Source organism: Clostridium bowmanii (assembly GCF_018861315.1).
GTDB lineage: Bacteria > Bacillota > Clostridia > Clostridiales > Clostridiaceae > Clostridium_AD > Clostridium_AD bowmanii.
In genome coordinates this window covers 95,592-113,450 of the sequence record NZ_JAHLDL010000007.1, presented here as the reverse complement: position 1 = coordinate 113,450, position 17,859 = coordinate 95,592, and the positions used below count along the sequence as shown (strand labels likewise).

General features: G+C 31.0%; 17 protein-coding genes. 1 reads left to right on the top strand and 16 read right to left on the bottom strand.

All coding sequences use genetic code 11. The features are described from left to right. Positions 1 to 17: 17 nt before the first annotated feature. The 13 genes from ispG to KPL51_RS06680 all read right to left on the bottom strand — a co-directional run bounded on the left by ispG (position 18) and on the right by KPL51_RS06680 (position 14,661). Positions 18 to 1,076: a flavodoxin-dependent (E)-4-hydroxy-3-methylbut-2-enyl-diphosphate synthase gene (gene ispG, locus KPL51_RS06740; RefSeq protein ID WP_216158742.1), complete on the bottom strand. Its 1,059-nt coding sequence runs from the start codon at positions 1,074 to 1,076 to the stop codon at positions 18 to 20. Positions 1,077 to 1,088: 12 nt separating this feature from the next. After that, on the bottom strand, positions 1,089 to 2,120 hold the full coding sequence (gene rseP, locus KPL51_RS06735; protein ID WP_216158740.1) for an RIP metalloprotease RseP: 1,032 nt from the start codon (positions 2,118 to 2,120) through the stop codon (positions 1,089 to 1,091). Positions 2,121 to 2,134: 14 nt separating this feature from the next. Further along, positions 2,135 to 3,295 carry a 1-deoxy-D-xylulose-5-phosphate reductoisomerase gene (locus KPL51_RS06730; protein ID WP_216158738.1) on the bottom strand — a complete coding sequence of 387 codons (1,161 nt, stop codon included), beginning with the start codon at positions 3,293 to 3,295 and terminating at the stop codon, positions 2,135 to 2,137. 472 nt (positions 3,296 to 3,767) lie between these two features. Next, positions 3,768 to 4,574: a phosphatidate cytidylyltransferase gene (locus tag KPL51_RS06725; protein WP_216158736.1), complete on the bottom strand. Its 807-nt coding sequence runs from the start codon at positions 4,572 to 4,574 to the stop codon at positions 3,768 to 3,770. A gap of 10 nt (positions 4,575 to 4,584) precedes the next feature. Beyond that, on the bottom strand, positions 4,585 to 5,352 hold the full coding sequence (gene uppS, locus KPL51_RS06720; protein ID WP_224853654.1) for an undecaprenyl pyrophosphate synthase: 768 nt from the start codon (positions 5,350 to 5,352) through the stop codon (positions 4,585 to 4,587). 81 nt (positions 5,353 to 5,433) lie between these two features. After that, positions 5,434 to 5,991, bottom strand: coding sequence for a ribosome recycling factor (gene frr / locus KPL51_RS06715; protein WP_216158734.1), 558 nt, complete (start codon positions 5,989 to 5,991; stop codon positions 5,434 to 5,436). 15 nt (positions 5,992 to 6,006) lie between these two features. Continuing rightward, a complete protein-coding gene (gene pyrH / locus KPL51_RS06710; RefSeq protein ID WP_216158731.1) occupies positions 6,007 to 6,735 on the bottom strand; it encodes a UMP kinase in 729 nt (242 codons plus the stop codon). A 71-nt stretch (positions 6,736 to 6,806) separates the two neighbouring features. After that, positions 6,807 to 7,727, bottom strand: a complete 921-nt coding sequence (gene tsf / locus KPL51_RS06705) for a translation elongation factor Ts (protein WP_216158729.1) — start codon at positions 7,725 to 7,727, stop codon at positions 6,807 to 6,809. Positions 7,728 to 7,865: 138 nt separating this feature from the next. Further along, positions 7,866 to 8,567: a 30S ribosomal protein S2 gene (gene rpsB, locus KPL51_RS06700; RefSeq protein ID WP_216158727.1), complete on the bottom strand. Its 702-nt coding sequence runs from the start codon at positions 8,565 to 8,567 to the stop codon at positions 7,866 to 7,868. A gap of 292 nt (positions 8,568 to 8,859) precedes the next feature. Then, complete coding sequence (codY, locus tag KPL51_RS06695; RefSeq protein ID WP_216158856.1) at positions 8,860 to 9,636, bottom strand: GTP-sensing pleiotropic transcriptional regulator CodY; 777 nt, start codon at positions 9,634 to 9,636, stop codon at positions 8,860 to 8,862. Between the two features lie 236 nt (positions 9,637 to 9,872). Then, on the bottom strand, positions 9,873 to 11,972 hold the full coding sequence (topA, locus tag KPL51_RS06690) for a type I DNA topoisomerase (protein WP_216158725.1): 2,100 nt from the start codon (positions 11,970 to 11,972) through the stop codon (positions 9,873 to 9,875). 47 nt (positions 11,973 to 12,019) lie between these two features. Next, positions 12,020 to 13,102: a DNA-processing protein DprA gene (gene dprA, locus KPL51_RS06685; protein ID WP_216158723.1), complete on the bottom strand. Its 1,083-nt coding sequence runs from the start codon at positions 13,100 to 13,102 to the stop codon at positions 12,020 to 12,022. Positions 13,103 to 13,137: 35 nt separating this feature from the next. Next, positions 13,138 to 14,661 (bottom strand): YifB family Mg chelatase-like AAA ATPase, encoded by a 1,524-nt coding sequence (locus KPL51_RS06680; protein ID WP_216158721.1) that lies wholly within the window; start codon positions 14,659 to 14,661, stop codon positions 13,138 to 13,140. A 398-nt stretch (positions 14,662 to 15,059) separates the two neighbouring features. On the opposite strand from KPL51_RS06680, the gene KPL51_RS06675 reads away from it, so the two are divergent. Continuing rightward, positions 15,060 to 15,428 (top strand): YraN family protein, encoded by a 369-nt coding sequence (locus tag KPL51_RS06675; protein ID WP_216158719.1) that lies wholly within the window; start codon positions 15,060 to 15,062, stop codon positions 15,426 to 15,428. A gap of 70 nt (positions 15,429 to 15,498) precedes the next feature. On the opposite strand, the gene rnhB is transcribed toward KPL51_RS06675, so the two are convergent. From rnhB to rplS, 3 genes are all read right to left on the bottom strand, one after another. Continuing rightward, positions 15,499 to 16,323 (bottom strand): ribonuclease HII, encoded by an 825-nt coding sequence (gene rnhB, locus KPL51_RS06670; RefSeq protein ID WP_216158717.1) that lies wholly within the window; start codon positions 16,321 to 16,323, stop codon positions 15,499 to 15,501. A 159-nt stretch (positions 16,324 to 16,482) separates the two neighbouring features. Beyond that, positions 16,483 to 17,325 (bottom strand): ribosome biogenesis GTPase YlqF, encoded by an 843-nt coding sequence (gene ylqF / locus KPL51_RS06665; protein ID WP_216158854.1) that lies wholly within the window; start codon positions 17,323 to 17,325, stop codon positions 16,483 to 16,485. Positions 17,326 to 17,441: 116 nt separating this feature from the next. Then, on the bottom strand, positions 17,442 to 17,789 hold the full coding sequence (gene rplS / locus KPL51_RS06660) for a 50S ribosomal protein L19 (RefSeq protein ID WP_216158853.1): 348 nt from the start codon (positions 17,787 to 17,789) through the stop codon (positions 17,442 to 17,444). Between the last annotated feature and the right edge of the window lie 70 nt (positions 17,790 to 17,859).

The following is a 17,859-nucleotide window of genomic DNA, read 5'->3' as shown; positions in this document are numbered from 1 at the left end:
CCCCCTGATGTTCCACTTTATAATTTATCTATCTCACGAATAAGTTCTTCCACTAAATCTTCTTCTTTAACAGTTTTAATTATTTCGCCTTTTTTAAATATAAGGCCTACACCATTTCCACCAGCTATTCCAATATCGGCTTCTCGTGCTTCACCTGGCCCATTAACTACGCATCCCATTATTGCAATCTTTATGTTCTTGTTGCAACTCGCCAATCTTTCTTCTACTTCATTTGCAATTTTGATAAGATTTATTTGAGTTCTTCCACAGGTAGGACAGGATACAAATTTAATTCCATCATCAATATACCCGAGTGATTTTAGAATCTCCTTGCCGACCTTAACCTCATCTACAACATCACCCGTTAATGATACTCTTATAGTATCACCAATTCCGCAAGCTAAAAGAGCTCCAATACCTACACTAGATTTTATTGTCCCTCTCCATGTAGTTCCAGCCTCCGTAACACCTAGGTGGAGTGGATAATCTACCTTATCTGAGATTAGTTTATAACTTTCAATCATCATGACTACATCAGAAGATTTTATAGAAATAACTATATCATAAAAGTTAAGACTTTCTAGTATTGCAACATGTCTTAAAGCGCTTTCCACTAGTGCTCGTGCGCATACATGACCGTATTTTTCAAGAATATCACTTTCAAGCGATCCAGAATTTACACCAATTCTAATAGGAATACCTTTATCACTGGCAGCTTTCGCCACTAATTTTATTCTATCTTTGCTCCCAATATTTCCTGGGTTAATTCGGAGTTTAGATATTCCATTCTCAATAGATTTCAGAGCCAGCTTATAGTCAAAATGAATATCTGCAACTAAGGGTATGTGAATTCTTTTCACAATTTCTTTAATAGCCTCAGCAGCTTCCATATCTGGAACTGCGCATCGTACGATGTCACAGCCTACCTCTTCTAACTGAAGAATCTGATTTATCGTGGCTTCTACATCTCTTGTATCAGTATTTGTCATTGACTGAACTGCTATTTTTGAATCTCCACCTATATATATTTTTCCTACTTTAATCTTCTTTGTTTTTCTTTCTCTAATATCCTTCATAACGTACATCTCCTAGAATTTCATTGGACTAACTATATCCTTTAAGACTACGAACACCATAAGTGCCATTAAAAGCATAAATCCAATATAATTTACAAATCCAACTTTCTTATCATCTAATTTCTTACCTGATATTATTTCAAATAACAATATAAAAATCCATCCTCCATCTAGTGCTGGGAAAGGTATTACGTTTAATATTCCTAGTTGCACACTTAACATTGCAGTTAACATCATTAAATTTGTTAATCCAGCTTGTGCAACCCTTGTTGAAACTCTTATTATGCTTATGGGTCCTCCTACATCATTTGCTGAAACTTGCCCATGAACTAGGTTTCCCAAAAATGCAAAGATTTGTTTCGTTGTATCAAAGGTTTGATTAAATCCATAACTTACAACTTCGCCAAAGTTCATTTTTTTTTGTGTACCACCGATTCCTATCATAAATCTATTTTCTTTCACATTTTTAATGGGCTTCAAGGAAAATGTTTTGACTTTTGAATTTCTCACTATTTCAATATTTACATTTTCGCCTTTAGAACTATAAATTTCATTTATAAATTGATCCCATTTGTCTATACTAACACTATTAACCTTAGTAATCTTGTCTCCAACTTGCATTCCAGCCTTCATAGCTGCACCATCAGGGACTACTTCCCCTATTATGGGTACTATATATCCCTCCGAGGCTCCTACAATAGCAAATAAAACCAGCGCTAAAACGAAATTCATAATTGCACCTGCAGAAACTATGCTCAGTTTTTGAAGAGGAGTTTTATTGTTAAAAGCTCTGGGGTCATTACTTCCTTCATCTTCTCCTTCCATTTTAACATATCCGCCAATAGGAAATGCTTTAATCAAATACTCTGTTTCTTTCCCTTTTATTCCAAAAATTTTTGGACCCATTCCTAGTGAAAACTCATGTACTTTTACTCCATTTAGTTTAGCTAAAGTAAAATGACCTAATTCATGTATTATAATTAAAAGGCTAAATGCTAATATAGCCATAATAAAGTATGGTATATTTGCTATAATATTACTCATAATAATTCCCCTTCCTATTCTTTATCATAATTATCTCTTACATATTGTCTTACTTTTAAATCAACTTCTAAGATTTCTTCTAAATTAGGATTAATATTATGTACAAATTTATTCATGCACTTTTCTATAATATATTCAATTTGGAGATACTTTATTTTAAAATCTAAAAATAATTCAACAGCTATTTCATTTGCAGCATTCATGATAGCAGGCATATTGCCGCCCATCTTACCTGCACTATAAGCCAATTTAAGGCATTTAAAGGTATCCATATCTGGCTTTTCAAAAGTCAAATTACCCATATTATAAAAATCTAATTTATCTATTACAGCATTATTTCTTTTGGGGTAATTTATAGCATACTGAATAGGAAGTCTCATGTCGGTGGAACTAAGTTGTGCTATTACACTTCCATCTATGTACTCTACCATAGAATGTATTATACTTTGAGGATGAACTAGCACTTGAATATTAGTGTAATCTACACCAAATAACCAATGTGCCTCTATAACCTCTAGCCCTTTATTCATAAGTGTTGAAGAATCAATAGATATTTTTTTACCCATATTCCATTTAGGATGCTTAATGGCCTGTTCCGGTTTTATCGACCTCAATTCTTGTCTGCTTTTACCTCTAAATGGACCACCTGAGGCCGTTAATAATATTTTATTAACATCTTTTAACTTATTCCCCTGTAAACATTGAAAAATTGCACCATGCTCTGAATCAACTGGTAGTATATTTACATGGTTTCTTTTAGCAGCTTCCATTACGAGTTCCCCTGCTGCCACCAGTGTTTCTTTATTAGCTAAAGCAATGTCTTTTCCAGAATGTATAGCTTTTATAGTAGGAACTAGCCCTATCATACCTACAACTGCGGTAACTACAACATCGACTTCAGGCAATGTACTTATATAGTTCAATCCTTCTAGTCCTTGCAAAATTTCCGTTGAATATTTTTTTCCCCTGCAATGATTTTTGAGTTTTAATGATGCTTCCCCATCCATCATGGCAACATATTTCGGTTTAAATTCAATTATGATTGGTACAATTTTTTCCCAATTTGTGTTAGCAGAAATTCCCACAATAACAAAATTATTAATATCCGATCGTATAACTTCTAAAGTTTGAGTTCCTATGGATCCCGTAACTCCTAATATAGTAACATTCTTCATGCAGACCTCTCCATTCATGTATATCTATTATTTATATTACATAATATTTTACTTTATTATAATTTTTAAGAAAATCCCATATTTTCTTTAGTTATTAATTATTCTACAGCATTTAATATATCATATTTAGCTACTAAAATAAAGCAGATAACAAAATCTTCTAATATATGGAATGTAATTCCACATATGAATTGTAATGTTTTTTGTTATTTACCTAGTATTTATGGTTATATAATAGCCTAATTTTATTTTCCAATACATACCATCAGAATGATATAAAATATTATATTAAATAATCCGCTTAAATATTAGCATAAAATATAACATAGATAAAAACGGATTATTTGAAAGTGTCTTGATTAATAATAAAATCATATATCGCCTTGAATGCCAATTCAGCTAATGAGTTAATAATAGCTAGGAATTGTTTTGCATTCTGCTCAATATATGATTCTATTAATTGTTATAAGAATTATAGTCTTAGTACAAATGTAATATAATAAAATGCTACCACTGAAACAAATAGAATACTGTCAAACCTATCTAAAATCCCACCATGTCCTGGTATTAGACTACTGTAATCTTTAGCTCCTACGTATCTTTTTATAGATGAAGCAATTAGATCTCCAAATTGACCGAAAATGCCACATATAACCCCAATTATAACAAAATGATATAACTGAATAGGCACTCCATATTTTGAAATAACATAGCCATAAATTGTACTTCCTATAACACTTCCCAGTAGCCCTCCTATTGATCCCTCTATTGTTTTATTAGGGCTTACTTTAGGACATAGCTTATGTTTGCCCCCTTTACCTAAAAACCTTCCAGAATAATATGCTGCTGTATCACAGACCCATGAACAAATAAATACAATCCATACTAAATATTCACCGTAGGTTTTATTATTAATAAATACAATAAAACTAAAAAACACTGCCACATACAAAAAACCAAATATAGTTAGAGCAACATCCACAAAATTATAATTTACATGAAGCACCGGTATACAAAGTAATACAAAAATCGCTGCTATTAAAATATATATATTAAAACTCGCTCCAAAATCATTACCCATATTTAAGTAATATACTATACATAAAATATATCCTATAAGCCCAATTGGCTTGTAGTGTTTTTTTCTAGAAACTTTATAGAACTCATACATACCAAAAAGTGAAAGCACCATTACCGCATATTTTAAGTAATATCCCCCTAAAAATAAAAATATTATTAGTGGTGCTAGAATAAGTGCACCTATATATCTTTTATTCATTATTTTTCCCCTATTTAACCTTTCCAAATCTTCTGTCTCTTTTTTGATAATCCGCTATAGCAGATTTTAGCTCTTCCTCATGAAAATCTGGCCAATTAATATCTGAGAACCAAAGTTCTGAGTAAGCACTTTGCCAGAGTAAAAAATTGCTTAATCTTAACTCCCCACTTGGCCTTATTATAAGGTCAGGGTCTGGCATTTCCCCCGTATACAAATATTTTGAAAATAAATCCTCGGTTATTTCGTCCTCAGATATTTTTTTATTTTTTAGATCCAATGAAATTTTCTTTACTGCGTCTACTATTTCACTTCTTCCACCATAATTTAGTGCTAAGTTTAAAACCAAGCCCTTATTATTCTTTGTTTTTTCATATGCCTTATCCAATTCTACTCTACATAGCCTAGGTAATTTTGATATGTTTCCAATAGAATTAATAACAACGTCATTGTTATTTAATTCCTCGAACTCATTTTTCAAATACTCTACTAATAATTTCATTAAAGATTCTACTTCTTGCATTGGCCTATTCCAATTTTCAGTTGAAAATGCATATAACGTTAAATATTTAACTCCCAAATTATTACACTCTTTTACAACTTTCCTTATTGCTTCTACTCCAGCTCTATGTCCAAGAGCTCTAGGCAAATTACGTTCCTTTGCCCATCTTCCATTTCCATCCATTATAATTGCAATATGCTCTGGTATTTTTGACTTATCTAATTCTATATTGTCCTTTGTATCTTTATTCTTCTTAAAAAAAGCGAATAATTTTTTCAATAAAATTCTCTCCTTTTTATTAGTTATAGTATAATTTTAAATAGAACCTGCAGTTATGCAGGTTCTATTTAAAATTATATACTAAACTACCATTATATCTTTTTCTTTAGCATCTGTCATTTTATCTATTTCTTTAATAAATTTATCTGTTTCTTTTTGAATTATATCCTCTGATTTTTTAACTTCATCTTCAGTAATTTCACTATTTTTTTTCAGTACTTTTATTTTATCATTAGCATCTCGCCTTATAGATCTTATAGCTACTTTAGCCTCTTCTCCTGTTTTTTTAACAGTTTTCAGCAAAGTTTTTCTTGTTTCTTCAGTAAGTTCAGGAATCATCAATCTAATCGCTGAACCATCATTTGATGGATTTAACCCCAAATCAGATTTCAATATAGCTTTTTCTATTTCTTTCATAGAAGCTTTATCCCAAGGTTGAATTAATAGCACCCTAGGTTCTGGTGATGATACGTTTGCTACTTGACTTACTGGAACAAGACTACCATAAGAATCAACACGAATTCTATCTAACATTGTAGGATTTGCTCTTCCTGCTTTTAGGCTTGCAAATTCATGTTTTAAAACAGCAATAGTTTTATTCATTTTTTCATCAGCAATACTAATAATTTCTTTCATCATAGAATTCCCTCCATATTATTGTGGTTCATTAGTAGAAGCAGATACTAATGTACCAATTTTTTCCCCTAACACTGCTTTTTTTATATTTTCTGGTTTATCCAATCCAAAAACTAAAATAGGTATATTGTTGTCCATACATAATGATGTAGCAGTTGAATCCATAACTTGTAGTCCTTTTTCAAGTACATTAAGATAACTAAGTTTATCGAACTTCACTGCATCATTGTACTTATGGGGATCTTTATCGTATACCCCATCAACTTTTTTAGCAAGCAGAATTACTTCAGCCTCTATTTCTGCTGCCCTGAGTGCTGCTGTTGTATCTGTTGAAAAATATGGATTTCCAGTTCCTGCTGCGAATATAACAACTCTTCCTTTTTCCAAATGCCTCATAGCTCTTCTTCTTATAAACGGCTCTGCTACTTCTTTCATTTCAATAGCAGTTTGCACTCTAGTATTTACCCCTAGATTTTCTAAAGAATCTTGAAGTGCTAAGGCATTAATACAAGTTGCCATCATTCCCATATAATCTGCAGTAGTCCTGTCCATACCTTCGCCACTCCTACCACGCCAAATATTTCCGCCTCCAACAACAATTCCTATTTCAACACCGAGCTTAACCAATTCTTTTATTTGAAGCGCTATCTCATTTGTAGTTTCAAAGTCTATTCCAAATCCTAATTCACCAGCTAGTGCTTCTCCAGAAATCTTTAACATAATTCTTTTATATTTAGCAACCTCCATAAACATTATACCTCCAAATTTAAAGTATTCCTTATTTTAAAAAAGAGAACACGCAGTGTCCCCTCTAATTTTTATTTACCTTGCACTTGTCTTTGAACTTCTTCAGCAAAGTTTTCTTCCTTCTTTTCTATGCCTTCTCCTCTTTCAAATCTTACAAATCTTGTTATTTTTATTTCTGCACCAAGTTTTTGAGATTCTTCCTCCAGATATTTTGTAATAGTATAGTCAGAGTTTTTAACCCAAATTTGTTCGAGAAGACAAACTTCTTTATAATATTTATTTACTCTTCCCATAACCATTTTTTCAACAATTTTTTCTGGTTTTCCTTCATTTAATGCTTGAACTCTATATATTTCTTTTTCTTTTTCTAAAGTTTCATTATCAACACATGTGTTATCTAAGAATAGTGGACTAGCAGCTGCGATTTGCATTGCAACATCTTTCGCTATCTGACTTAATACATCATCTTGTTTATCACAAGCGAGTTCTACCAAAACACCTATTCTTCCACCACCATGAATATAGCTTTGAACTATACCATTTTCAATAGAGAACTTTTGAAATCTTCTTACAGACATGTTCTCACCCAATTTGGTTATTAATTCTGTAACAGCATCACTAATGGTAATATCTTCATTAGCTATGTATTTCTCAGAAACGAATTCATCAATAGTAGTTGAAGTAGTTTGTGCACCTTGCATTGCTATGTTTTTAGCTAATGTAACGAAACCTTCGTTATCAGCAACAAAATCTGTCTCGCAGTTAACTTCTACAAGGGATCCAACCTTCATATCTTCTGAAATATATGTGCATACTAATCCCTCTGCAGCTATTCTTCCAGATTTTTTAGCAGCAGCTGCCAACCCTTTTTCTCTTAAAAGCTCAATTGCTTTATCTATATCACCATCTGTTTCACTTAGAGCTCTTTTACAATCCATCATTCCGGCTCCAGTTCTTTCTCTTAAATCTTTAACCATACTTGCAGTAATCATTATTATTTCCTCCTATTCCTATCTAACTTAAAAGGTAAATGAAAGAATTAACTTCCACCTACCCCCCAACTGTTGTATCAATAATTATGTTATTAGATAAATCTAGTTACTATTCTTATTAGATAAATATAGTTACTATTATTCAGCTAATTGTTCGCCCTGTCTTCCTTCAATAATAGCATCAGCTAATCTTTCAGTTATTAATTTAACTGCTCTTATAGCATCATCATTACCTGGAATTACATAATCAACTTCATCTGGATCACAGTTTGTGTCAACTATTGCTACTACAGGAATTCCAAGAATTTTAGCTTCAGAAATTGCATTTTTTTCTTTTCTTGGGTCTACAATGAATAGAGCTCCAATTTTGTTTGCATCCATGCTTCTAATTCCGCCTAAATTCTTTTCTAGTTTTTCTCTTTCATTTAGAAGGTGACTAACTTCTTTTTTAGGAAGAACTTCGAAAGTTCCATCTTCTTCCATTTTGTATAATGCTTCTAATCTTGCTATTCTTGTTTTGATTGTTTTAAAGTTCGTTAGCATTCCGCCGAGCCATCTATTGTTTACAAAATGCATTCCTGATCTTATAGCTTCAAATTTAATAGCTTCTTGAGCTTGTTTTTTTGTTCCTACAAATAAAACATCCTTGCCTTCTTCAGATACAGATTTAATAAAATCATATGCGTCATCGATTTTTCTAACTGTTTTTTGTAAATCGATAATGTATATACCGTTTCTTTCTGTAAATATGTACGGAGCCATTTTAGGGTTCCATCTTCTAGTTTGATGTCCAAAATGAACACCCGCTTCTAATAATTGTTTCATTGAAATAACTGCCATTAATAATAACCTCCCTGGTTTTTACCTCCATTACCATCATCTTATTGAAGACCAATATTGGCACCCTTCCATAATTAAGCAATGTGTGTATTTTCTTACGAATTTATTGTATCACATGATACTTATGTATTCAATGAAAATTTTCAGTAAAACTAAATTTTTTAATAAATTAAAGTCTTTTGAAAAATTTAATTAAACTCACATTTATTAATATTCTCATTTATTACATATTTATACTTTATAAATTTAAAATAGATTGAGTCAGAGAAACATTTCTCCGACTCAATCTATTTTATTTTATTTTTTTAAGTTCATCAAGGAGCTTCTCATTCAATATTTTAATATGAGTACCCTTCATTCCAAGTGATCTAGATTCTATTACTCCTGCGCTTTCAAATTTTCTAAGTGCATTGACTATAACAGACCTTGTTATTCCAACTTTATCTGCTATTCTAGATGCTACAAGTAATCCCTCAGTACCATCTAATTCATTGAAAATATGTTGTACTGCTTCAAGTTCTGAATATGATAGTGTCCCAATAGCAAGTTGCACTACCGCTTTCTTTCTTGCTTCCTCTTCTATCAAATCATTTTTAGATCTTAAAATTTCAAGACCAACTATAGTAGCACTATATTCAACTAAGACTAAATCATCATCTGTAAAATCTTTATCAAATCTTGCAAGTAATAATGTTCCTAATCTTTCTCTATTTCCGTTTATTGGTACAATAGTAGTTATTTTATTATCTATTTCACAAGCCTTATTATCTTGGAATACACAAATGTTTTTATTGGTAAGATTTTCTTTTGTTTCATTAATATTAAGCAAACTATTATTATATTCTTCTGGGAATCTCATGTTTTTTATAATTTCATCTTTTACGATATCGCATTCAAATCCACTTGATAAATTATAACCTAATATTTTTCCTCTTCTGCTAACAATATACACATTACATTGCAATACTTCACTTAACAAATTACAAATATCATCAAAAACTACAGGCTCTGTTCCTGATTTTTGTAATATTTTGTTCAACATTCTTGTTTTAGCTAATAATGACACAATATTCCTCCTCGTTTATGTTATAAAACACAATCTATATTATTTAAGCCTATTCGTAAAGCAACTTTTTTCAAGAGGTACTTCAGAATAAATAAAATTCAAAATATTTCAAATTTTTAGAATCGTTCCTTCTCTAATTAATAATATCACAACACTCATTCTATAACAACAGTTTTCTAATAAGTTTCGACATATTATTTATTATTCATTAGTTAATCATTTGAAGTTTTATACTAATTTTACTTTTCTTCGTTATTTTCCTCTGCTTTATATTCTTTATTTTTACATTCTTTATTAGAACACTCCATAAAATCACCTTTAGTTTTACTATACCTTTTTACCATATATGTACCACACACAGAGCATTTTATTTCAGTGGGTTCAAACCAACTTACAAAATCACATTCTGGATAATTACTGCAACCGTAAAATTTTGTACCTTTTTTACTTCTTCTTTCTAAAATTTTACCACCACATTTCGGACAAGGAACTTCAAGTTCTTTAGTAATTGCTTTTGTATTTTTACACTCTGGATATCCAGGACATGCTAAGAAATCACCAAATCTTCCATGTTTTATTACCATGAACTTACCACATTTATCGCATTCTACCTCTGTAACTTCATCTTCAATAGTAATTTTAGCTATCTCTTTCTCCGCAATTTCAATATCTTTTTTTAAGGGTGTAAAGAAAATATCCACTATATTTTCCCACTTTTCTTGTCCTTCTTCTATAGTATCTAAATTATTCTCCATTTGTGCTGTAAACTCAATATCCACTATTTGCTTGAAGTATTCACTGACAATATTATTTACTATATTACCAAGTTCTGTTACCTCTAAAGTTTTGTTGTCCTTTTCTACATATTTTCTGCTAAGAAGTGTTGTAATAATTGGTGCATAGGTACTAGGTCTTCCTATACCATTCTCTTCTAATGTTTTAACAAGAGATGCCTCAGAAAATCTTGCAGGTGGCAACGTAAAATGCTGTTTCCCCTCAGTTTTTTCACTGCTTAAAATATCTCCTTCCGTAAGTTCTGGAAGTTTTAAATTGTTTTCTTCTTCTTCTAGATCTTCATTATAAATTTTTCTAAATCCGTCGAAGACTACTTTAGAGCCAGATGCCTTAAGTAAATAATCTCCATTTTCTATATCCATAGATATAGTGTGAAGTAAACATGCCTCCATTTGACTTGCCACATACCTATTCCAAATGAGAGTATATAATTTATATTGTGGCGCTTTAAGAGTCTTTTTTGCTATCTCTGGTGTTATTTCAATATTTGATGGTCTAATAGCTTCATGAGCATCCTGAATATTTTTTTTACTTTTAAATATTCTAGGAGTTTCAGGATAATACTTCTCACCATATTTATTTACAATAAACTCCTTTGCATTGCCTTGAGCTTCTTCAGATATTCTAGTAGAATCAGTCCTCATATAAGTGATTAATCCTATTATTCCATGTCCCTCTATTTCTATACCTTCATATAATTGTTGTGCTATAGACATAGTTCTTTTAGTTGCAAAGTTAAGTTTTCTATAAGCATCTTGCTGAAGTGTACTTGTTATAAATGGTGGAAGTGGATTTTTGCTTTTTGAAGCTTTCTTTATTTTTCGTACAACAAATTCCTTTTCATTAAGTGAACTAATTATATCATCACTTTCTTCTTTAGAATTTATCTCGATTTTTTTTCCATTCTTTGAAGTTAATTTAACATCTAAATTATGTGTCTCTCCATCTTTGTGTAGCTGACATTCTACTGTCCAATATTCTTTAGTTATGAATTTTTCAATTTCCTTTTGTCTGTCGCAGATTATTTTAAGTGTAACTGATTGAACCCTTCCGGCACTAAGTCCCCATTTAACTTTTCTCCAAAGTATAGGACTAATTTCATACCCCACCAATCTATCTAGTATGCGTCTTGCTTGTTGAGCATCCACAAGAGGTGCATTTATTACTCTTGGAGATTTTATGGCATTTTTAACAGCCGTCTTAGTTATCTCATTAAATTCTATCCTACACTTATCATTTTCATCTATTTTCAAGGCTTTCGCCAAATGCCAAGCTATCGCTTCCCCTTCTCTATCAGGGTCAGTTGCCAAATAAACTTTATCACTTTTTTTTGCTTCTTTTCTTAATTTATCAAGGAGTTCACCCTTGCCACGGATAGTTATATATTTAGGTTGATAGTTATTTTCTATATCAACCCCCAATTGACTTTTTGGTAAATCTCTAACATGTCCCATGGACGCTTCTACTACAAAATTTTTTCCTAAATATTTTTTTATAGTTTTAGCTTTTGCTGGTGACTCAACTATAACAAGTTTTTGTCCCATCTTATCCCCTCCATCAATGTATTTCTAATACAGTTATTATATCTTACTTATATTTTGTTATTTACTCTTACATAATAGTTTCCTGATAAACATAGCACTTCATTTTTAATCTGCATTTCAAATAATACCTCATATAATTGTTTTATGTCAATGTTAGTTACTCTAATAATATCATTAATATGTAGTGGACTATCATTTATAATGCTATATAAACCTTTGTGAATCTCACTGTTAAAAGATCTTATAGTTGCTTTATTTTCATTTCTAATTTCAACTCCCATTAAATTAAATATATCACTAACGCAAGTCAGAGGGAATGCTCCATCTTTAATTAATTTATTTGTTCCTTTACTTTCATTTGAAAATATAGAACCTGGAACAGCCATTACATCCTTTCCTTGTTCAAGTGCTAAATTTGCAGTAATTAAGGATCCACTTTTTTCTCCTGCCTCTATTACAATAATAATATCACTTAGTGCACTTATTATTCTATTTCTTAAAGGAAAATTGTGAGCATATGGTGGTGTTCCTGGTAAAAATTCTGATATAACACAACCACTTTCGACTATTTTTTTAAAAATTTTAAGGTTCTCTTTAGGGTATACTATATCCAGCCCAGAACCTAAAACTGCACAAGTATACCCTTCATTATCTAGGCAACTTTCATGGGCAAAGGAATCAATCCCCTTAGCCATCCCACTAATGATATTAATATTATTAGCACATAAATCTCTGCATATAATTTTTGTAACATCTTTACCATAATTTGAACACTTTCTGGATCCTACTATGGAGATATTATATCCCTCATTTAATGGCATTATGTTCCCTTTATAAAATAATATAAAGGGTGCGTCATCATAGTTTTTTAATTTTTTAGGATATTTGTCCTCAAAATAAGCAATCGATTTTATTTCATTAATTTCTAAGTTCCTTTTTACATTATCAATCTCACTTTCATTCCATGCACTTGCCAATACATCAATTAGTGCTTTTTTTAAATATTCTGTTTTTTTACTATGTACACCATAATACCATATCTTCTCTGTATTATGGAAATCATTTATTAACTTTAATTTGATTTTAGGTGATAATTTTACGAGTGAAAACCATATATCATAATCATTCATTGCTTAACTATACCTCCACTGCCTTATTTTTTTTATTAAATTATCTTTTCATCTATAAATTTTCTATACTGCATAGCTTCAATTATATGTTTATCTGAAATATTTTCATTTCCATCTAAGTCAGCAATTGTCCTAGCTACCTTAAGTATCCTAGAATAAGCTCTTGTGCTTAGATTAAATTTATCATAAATAAGCTCCATGATTTTACTGACATCGTTCTCTAAACGACAATACCTTTTTATTTGCTTTTGACTCATCTCTGCATTACAATGAATTTTTTCTTGACTAAATCTTTTTTCTTGAATATTTCTTGCTGCTTCTACTCGTCCTTTAATAACCACAGATTTTTCGCTATTTGCTACACTAATTATTTTATTGTAAGGCAACAAATTTACTGCTGTAAAAATATCAATACGGTCTAGTAGCGGAGCCGATAATTTGCTTAAATACCTCCGCCTTTCATAGTCACTACAACTACATTGCTTTTCATAAGATCCATAGTACCCGCAAGGACAAGGATTTAAAGCACTCACAAACATAAAGTTTGATGGATATTCTACGGTTCCATTAATTCTTGAAATACTTATTTTTCTTTCCTCTAAGGGCTGCCTTAATATTTCAATTACATCTTTTTTAAATTCTAATATCTCATCTAAAAACAATACTCCCTTATGTGCTAAAGAGATTTCTCCAGGTACTATTTTATTTCCACCCCCAACTAGTGCAATTCGTGAAATAGTATGATGTGGACTTCTAAAAGGTCTTTGCAAAATAATTCCACCAATGCCTTCAAGCTTTCCAGAAACACTGTAAATTTTAGTAACCTCTAGTGATTCTTCCTGACTTAATGACGGTAAAATAGTAGGAATTCTCTTAGCCATCATTGATTTTCCACAACCTGGCGGCCCATACATAAGAAGATTATGCCCACCTGCAGCTGCTACTTCAATTGCACGTTTTGAACTTTCTTGACCCATAACATCCTCATAATCTAACTCTTCATTAATTAATATCTCCACATCAATGTTTTGCTGATAAGGCAATAAGTCTTTATAATTTAAAAAATTCACAACTTGATTTAAATCATCTAGAGGAAATATCTTCGCAGATTTAACAAGACTACATTCCCTTGCATTGTTCGTTGGGACTATGAATTTTTCAATTTTATTTTCTATTCCTTCCATAACCACAGGTAATGACCCTCTAACCTTTTTCAATTTACCAGATAGTGATAATTCCCCGATAAAAAGATAATCATTAATGTCACTCACGATTAATTGTTTAGTTGCTAGTAATATGCCTATAGCTATAGGTAAATCAAATAGAGATCCTTCTTTTTTCAAATCCGCTGGTGCTAAATTTATAGTTATTCTATTTACCGGAAAATCAAACCCAGAATTTAGTATTGCAGAACGAACTCGTTCTTTTGATTCTTTAACTGAGACATCCGCAAGGCCTACAATATTTAAAGCTGGTAGCCCGCGAGTAATATCAATTTCCACTGTAACTATAACCCCTTTAATTCCTGTAAATGCAGCAGACATAATTTGTATTGCCATATAATCACCTTACCCTTATTATTTCTCATTACATAATTATTGACAAAATAATTCACTGTAAACTTTAAATTAAAATAAATTTACATTTATAAACTTAGCAGTGAATTACAGGGTACCTATTGTTGTGTAACTATTTAAGATATATTACAAATTATATGCTAACCCTAGTTATGAAGAAAAATGGAAAGGTTAAAATAATACGACTGCTTTATGTTGATGAAAGTTTCTTTGAATAACTATTAAGTTAAGCGGTTAATAACTTGTCATATTGACAGTTACTAACCGCTTATTTTTAATGCTTTTTCTTTTAATAGCATTATTTATAAACAATATGTTGCTTTTTATTTTTTTATAATTTAATATTAATACACAATAAAATTATGGAATGAGGTTATTACATGAAGTCTTTCAATAAAGATATTGGAGCACTTGGTGAACAAATATCAAAAAATTATCTTAAAAATTTAGGCTATAAAATTTTAGAAGTGAATTTCAAATGTAAATGTGGTGAAATAGATATAATAGCACTAGAAAATGGTTATATTTGTTTTATAGAAGTGAAAACTAGATATGGAACAAAGTTTGGAATACCAGCTGAATCAGTTGTATTTTCTAAGCAGAAGAAAATTTATAAAACAGCTCAGGTATATATTTTGTACAAAAATATTACTAACTTCAATTTTAGATTTGATGTTATGGAAGTCACCCTAAATGGTGATAATAATGATTTTTTAGTTAATCATATCCAGGATGCTTTTCAGTTATAACTTTTAGGCATATGAAACAAAAACGTAAATGTACCTATATAAACTATAAAGTATGATTGTAAATTTTTTATTAATTATTATTGTTATTTTCAAGAATATTCCTTAGAAAACTATTTCTATGTATTAAAGTAGTTCCATATTTTTTTATTGCAAGAACATGTTCTTCTGTACCATACCCAACATTCCTATCAAAACCATAATTTGGGTATTTGTAATGATACTGTAACATCAGTTCATCTCTATATACCTTTGCAATTATGGAAGCACAGGCTATACTTACACTTTTAGTATCTCCCTTTATTACAAACTCATTTAAATTCGAAAAGTTTTTTATTTTATATCCGTCAGATAAAACTAAATCTGGCACAATAGAAATCCCCTCACAACAATCTAAAAATACTTGGTTATTGCAAAAGCCAACTCCCTTTTCATCAATTCTATTATTATCAATAGCACAAATTTTATAAGCTATTGCTTTTTGTTTTATAATTAGAGATAATTCTTTCCTTACGGCTATTGATAATTTTTTAGAATCGTTAGCTCTTAGGATTAAATCCTTCTCCTCATATGCATTTAGATCTAATATTACAGCCGCTGCTACTATTGGCCCTGCTAAAGGCCCACGTCCTACTTCGTCAACTCCAGCTACATATTTATAGTTTCCAAAGCTTCGGTCAAATTCGTACATTCTCTTTACTCTCTGTATTTCTTTTTCTTTTAGCTCTCCATCTTTAACCATTTTACTTCCTAATTTTTGGACAGTTTTCCTAGGGTCTCGTAAGAGTGTTCTCATTATAGCATCTCTATCAACATAATTGATATCGTTTTCAATTTTTAACACATAATTACATATCTGCTTATAGTTCATGTTTGAGAAATCAATATTAAACTCCATGGTATTTTCTCCTTATTTCAATGGCAACTTGTCCTTATTAATCATGTAAAAAAGACAATCCACTAACTAATCATTTTTTGTTACCTATTTTTAAACATATAGTTGTGTATTTAATTTATTTTAAATTAGTTAGGACTGCCTTTAAATAATTATTTAGAATTATACTCTTTCAAGAGATATAGCCCCTAATTTTCCACCTCTAAACTCATCTAGAAGCATTACCGCTACTCTATTATAGTCTATGTTACCTCCAGAAATTACGGCCCCTCTTTTCTTTCCTATATTGTCCATATTGTCTATGGGATTCTCCATTATTTCTGTAAGTTTATATCTTTCCATTAATCTTTGTGCGTTATTAGTTTGAAGTCTTTCTACCAATCTAAGGGCTAATTCCTCGATATCCATAACTTCATCTTTTATAGCTCCTGTAAATGCCAGATTAAGTCCAACTGCCTCATCTTCAAATCTAGGCCATAATACCCCTGGTGTATCCATTAGCTCTATGCCTAAGCTAGTTTTAATCCATTGCTTACTTTTAGTAACCCCTGGTCTATCACCTGTTTTAGCAATATTGTTTTTAGCTAATTTATTAATAAACGATGATTTACCTACATTAGGTATTCCAACTACCATAACTCTCGTAACAATATTAACTAATCCTTTTTTCCTTTGTCTGTCGTGCTTTTCTTTCAATAACTCCTCAAGAATAGGCTTTATACTTTTTAGACCTTCACCTGTAATACTATTTACAGCCAACGGTTTTACAGTATCTGTTGTAAGCTTTTTAATCCATTCTTTAGTTACTTTATCTTCTGCTAAATCACTTTTGTTTAATAAAATGACTCTAGGCTTATCTTTGCAAATCTCATCAATTTGTGGATTTGCACTTGATTTAACAATTCTTGCATCTCTAATTTCTATTACAGCGTCAACAAGTTTCAAACTCTCTTGAATTTGTCTTCTAGTTTTCGCCATATGACCTGGAAACCAATTTATGGTCATGCTCATACTTATCTAATCCTTCCCATTTTATCGAATGGATAAAGCCTTATAAAAGCTTTTCCTTCTAAAATTAGCTTAAATATAAAAAGGGACTTCTCAGCCCCCATTTTATATTTTTATCTCATTTTTTCTTTAACCTTTGCAGCCTTACCAACTCTATCTCTTAAGTAAAATAGTTTAGCTCTTCTAACTTTACCTAATCTTACAATTTCAATTTTCTCAATAACTGGAGCGTTTACTGGGAATGTCTTTTCAACACCAACACCAGATGCTACTCTTCTTACTGTGAAAGTTTCTCTTAAACCGCCGTTTTGTCTTTTAAGAACGGTTCCTTCAAATATTTGGACTCTTTCCTTGTTGCCTTCACTAACTTTAATGTGAACTTTAACAGTATCACCTACGTGAAAATCCGGTAAGTCCTTTCTAATTTGCTCTGATTCTATTGTTCTTATAATTTCTAACATGTGCATTCCCTCCTAAAATTTTATTGTGACGTTCATACTCATTGTAATATGACAGAGGACCGCCCGTACT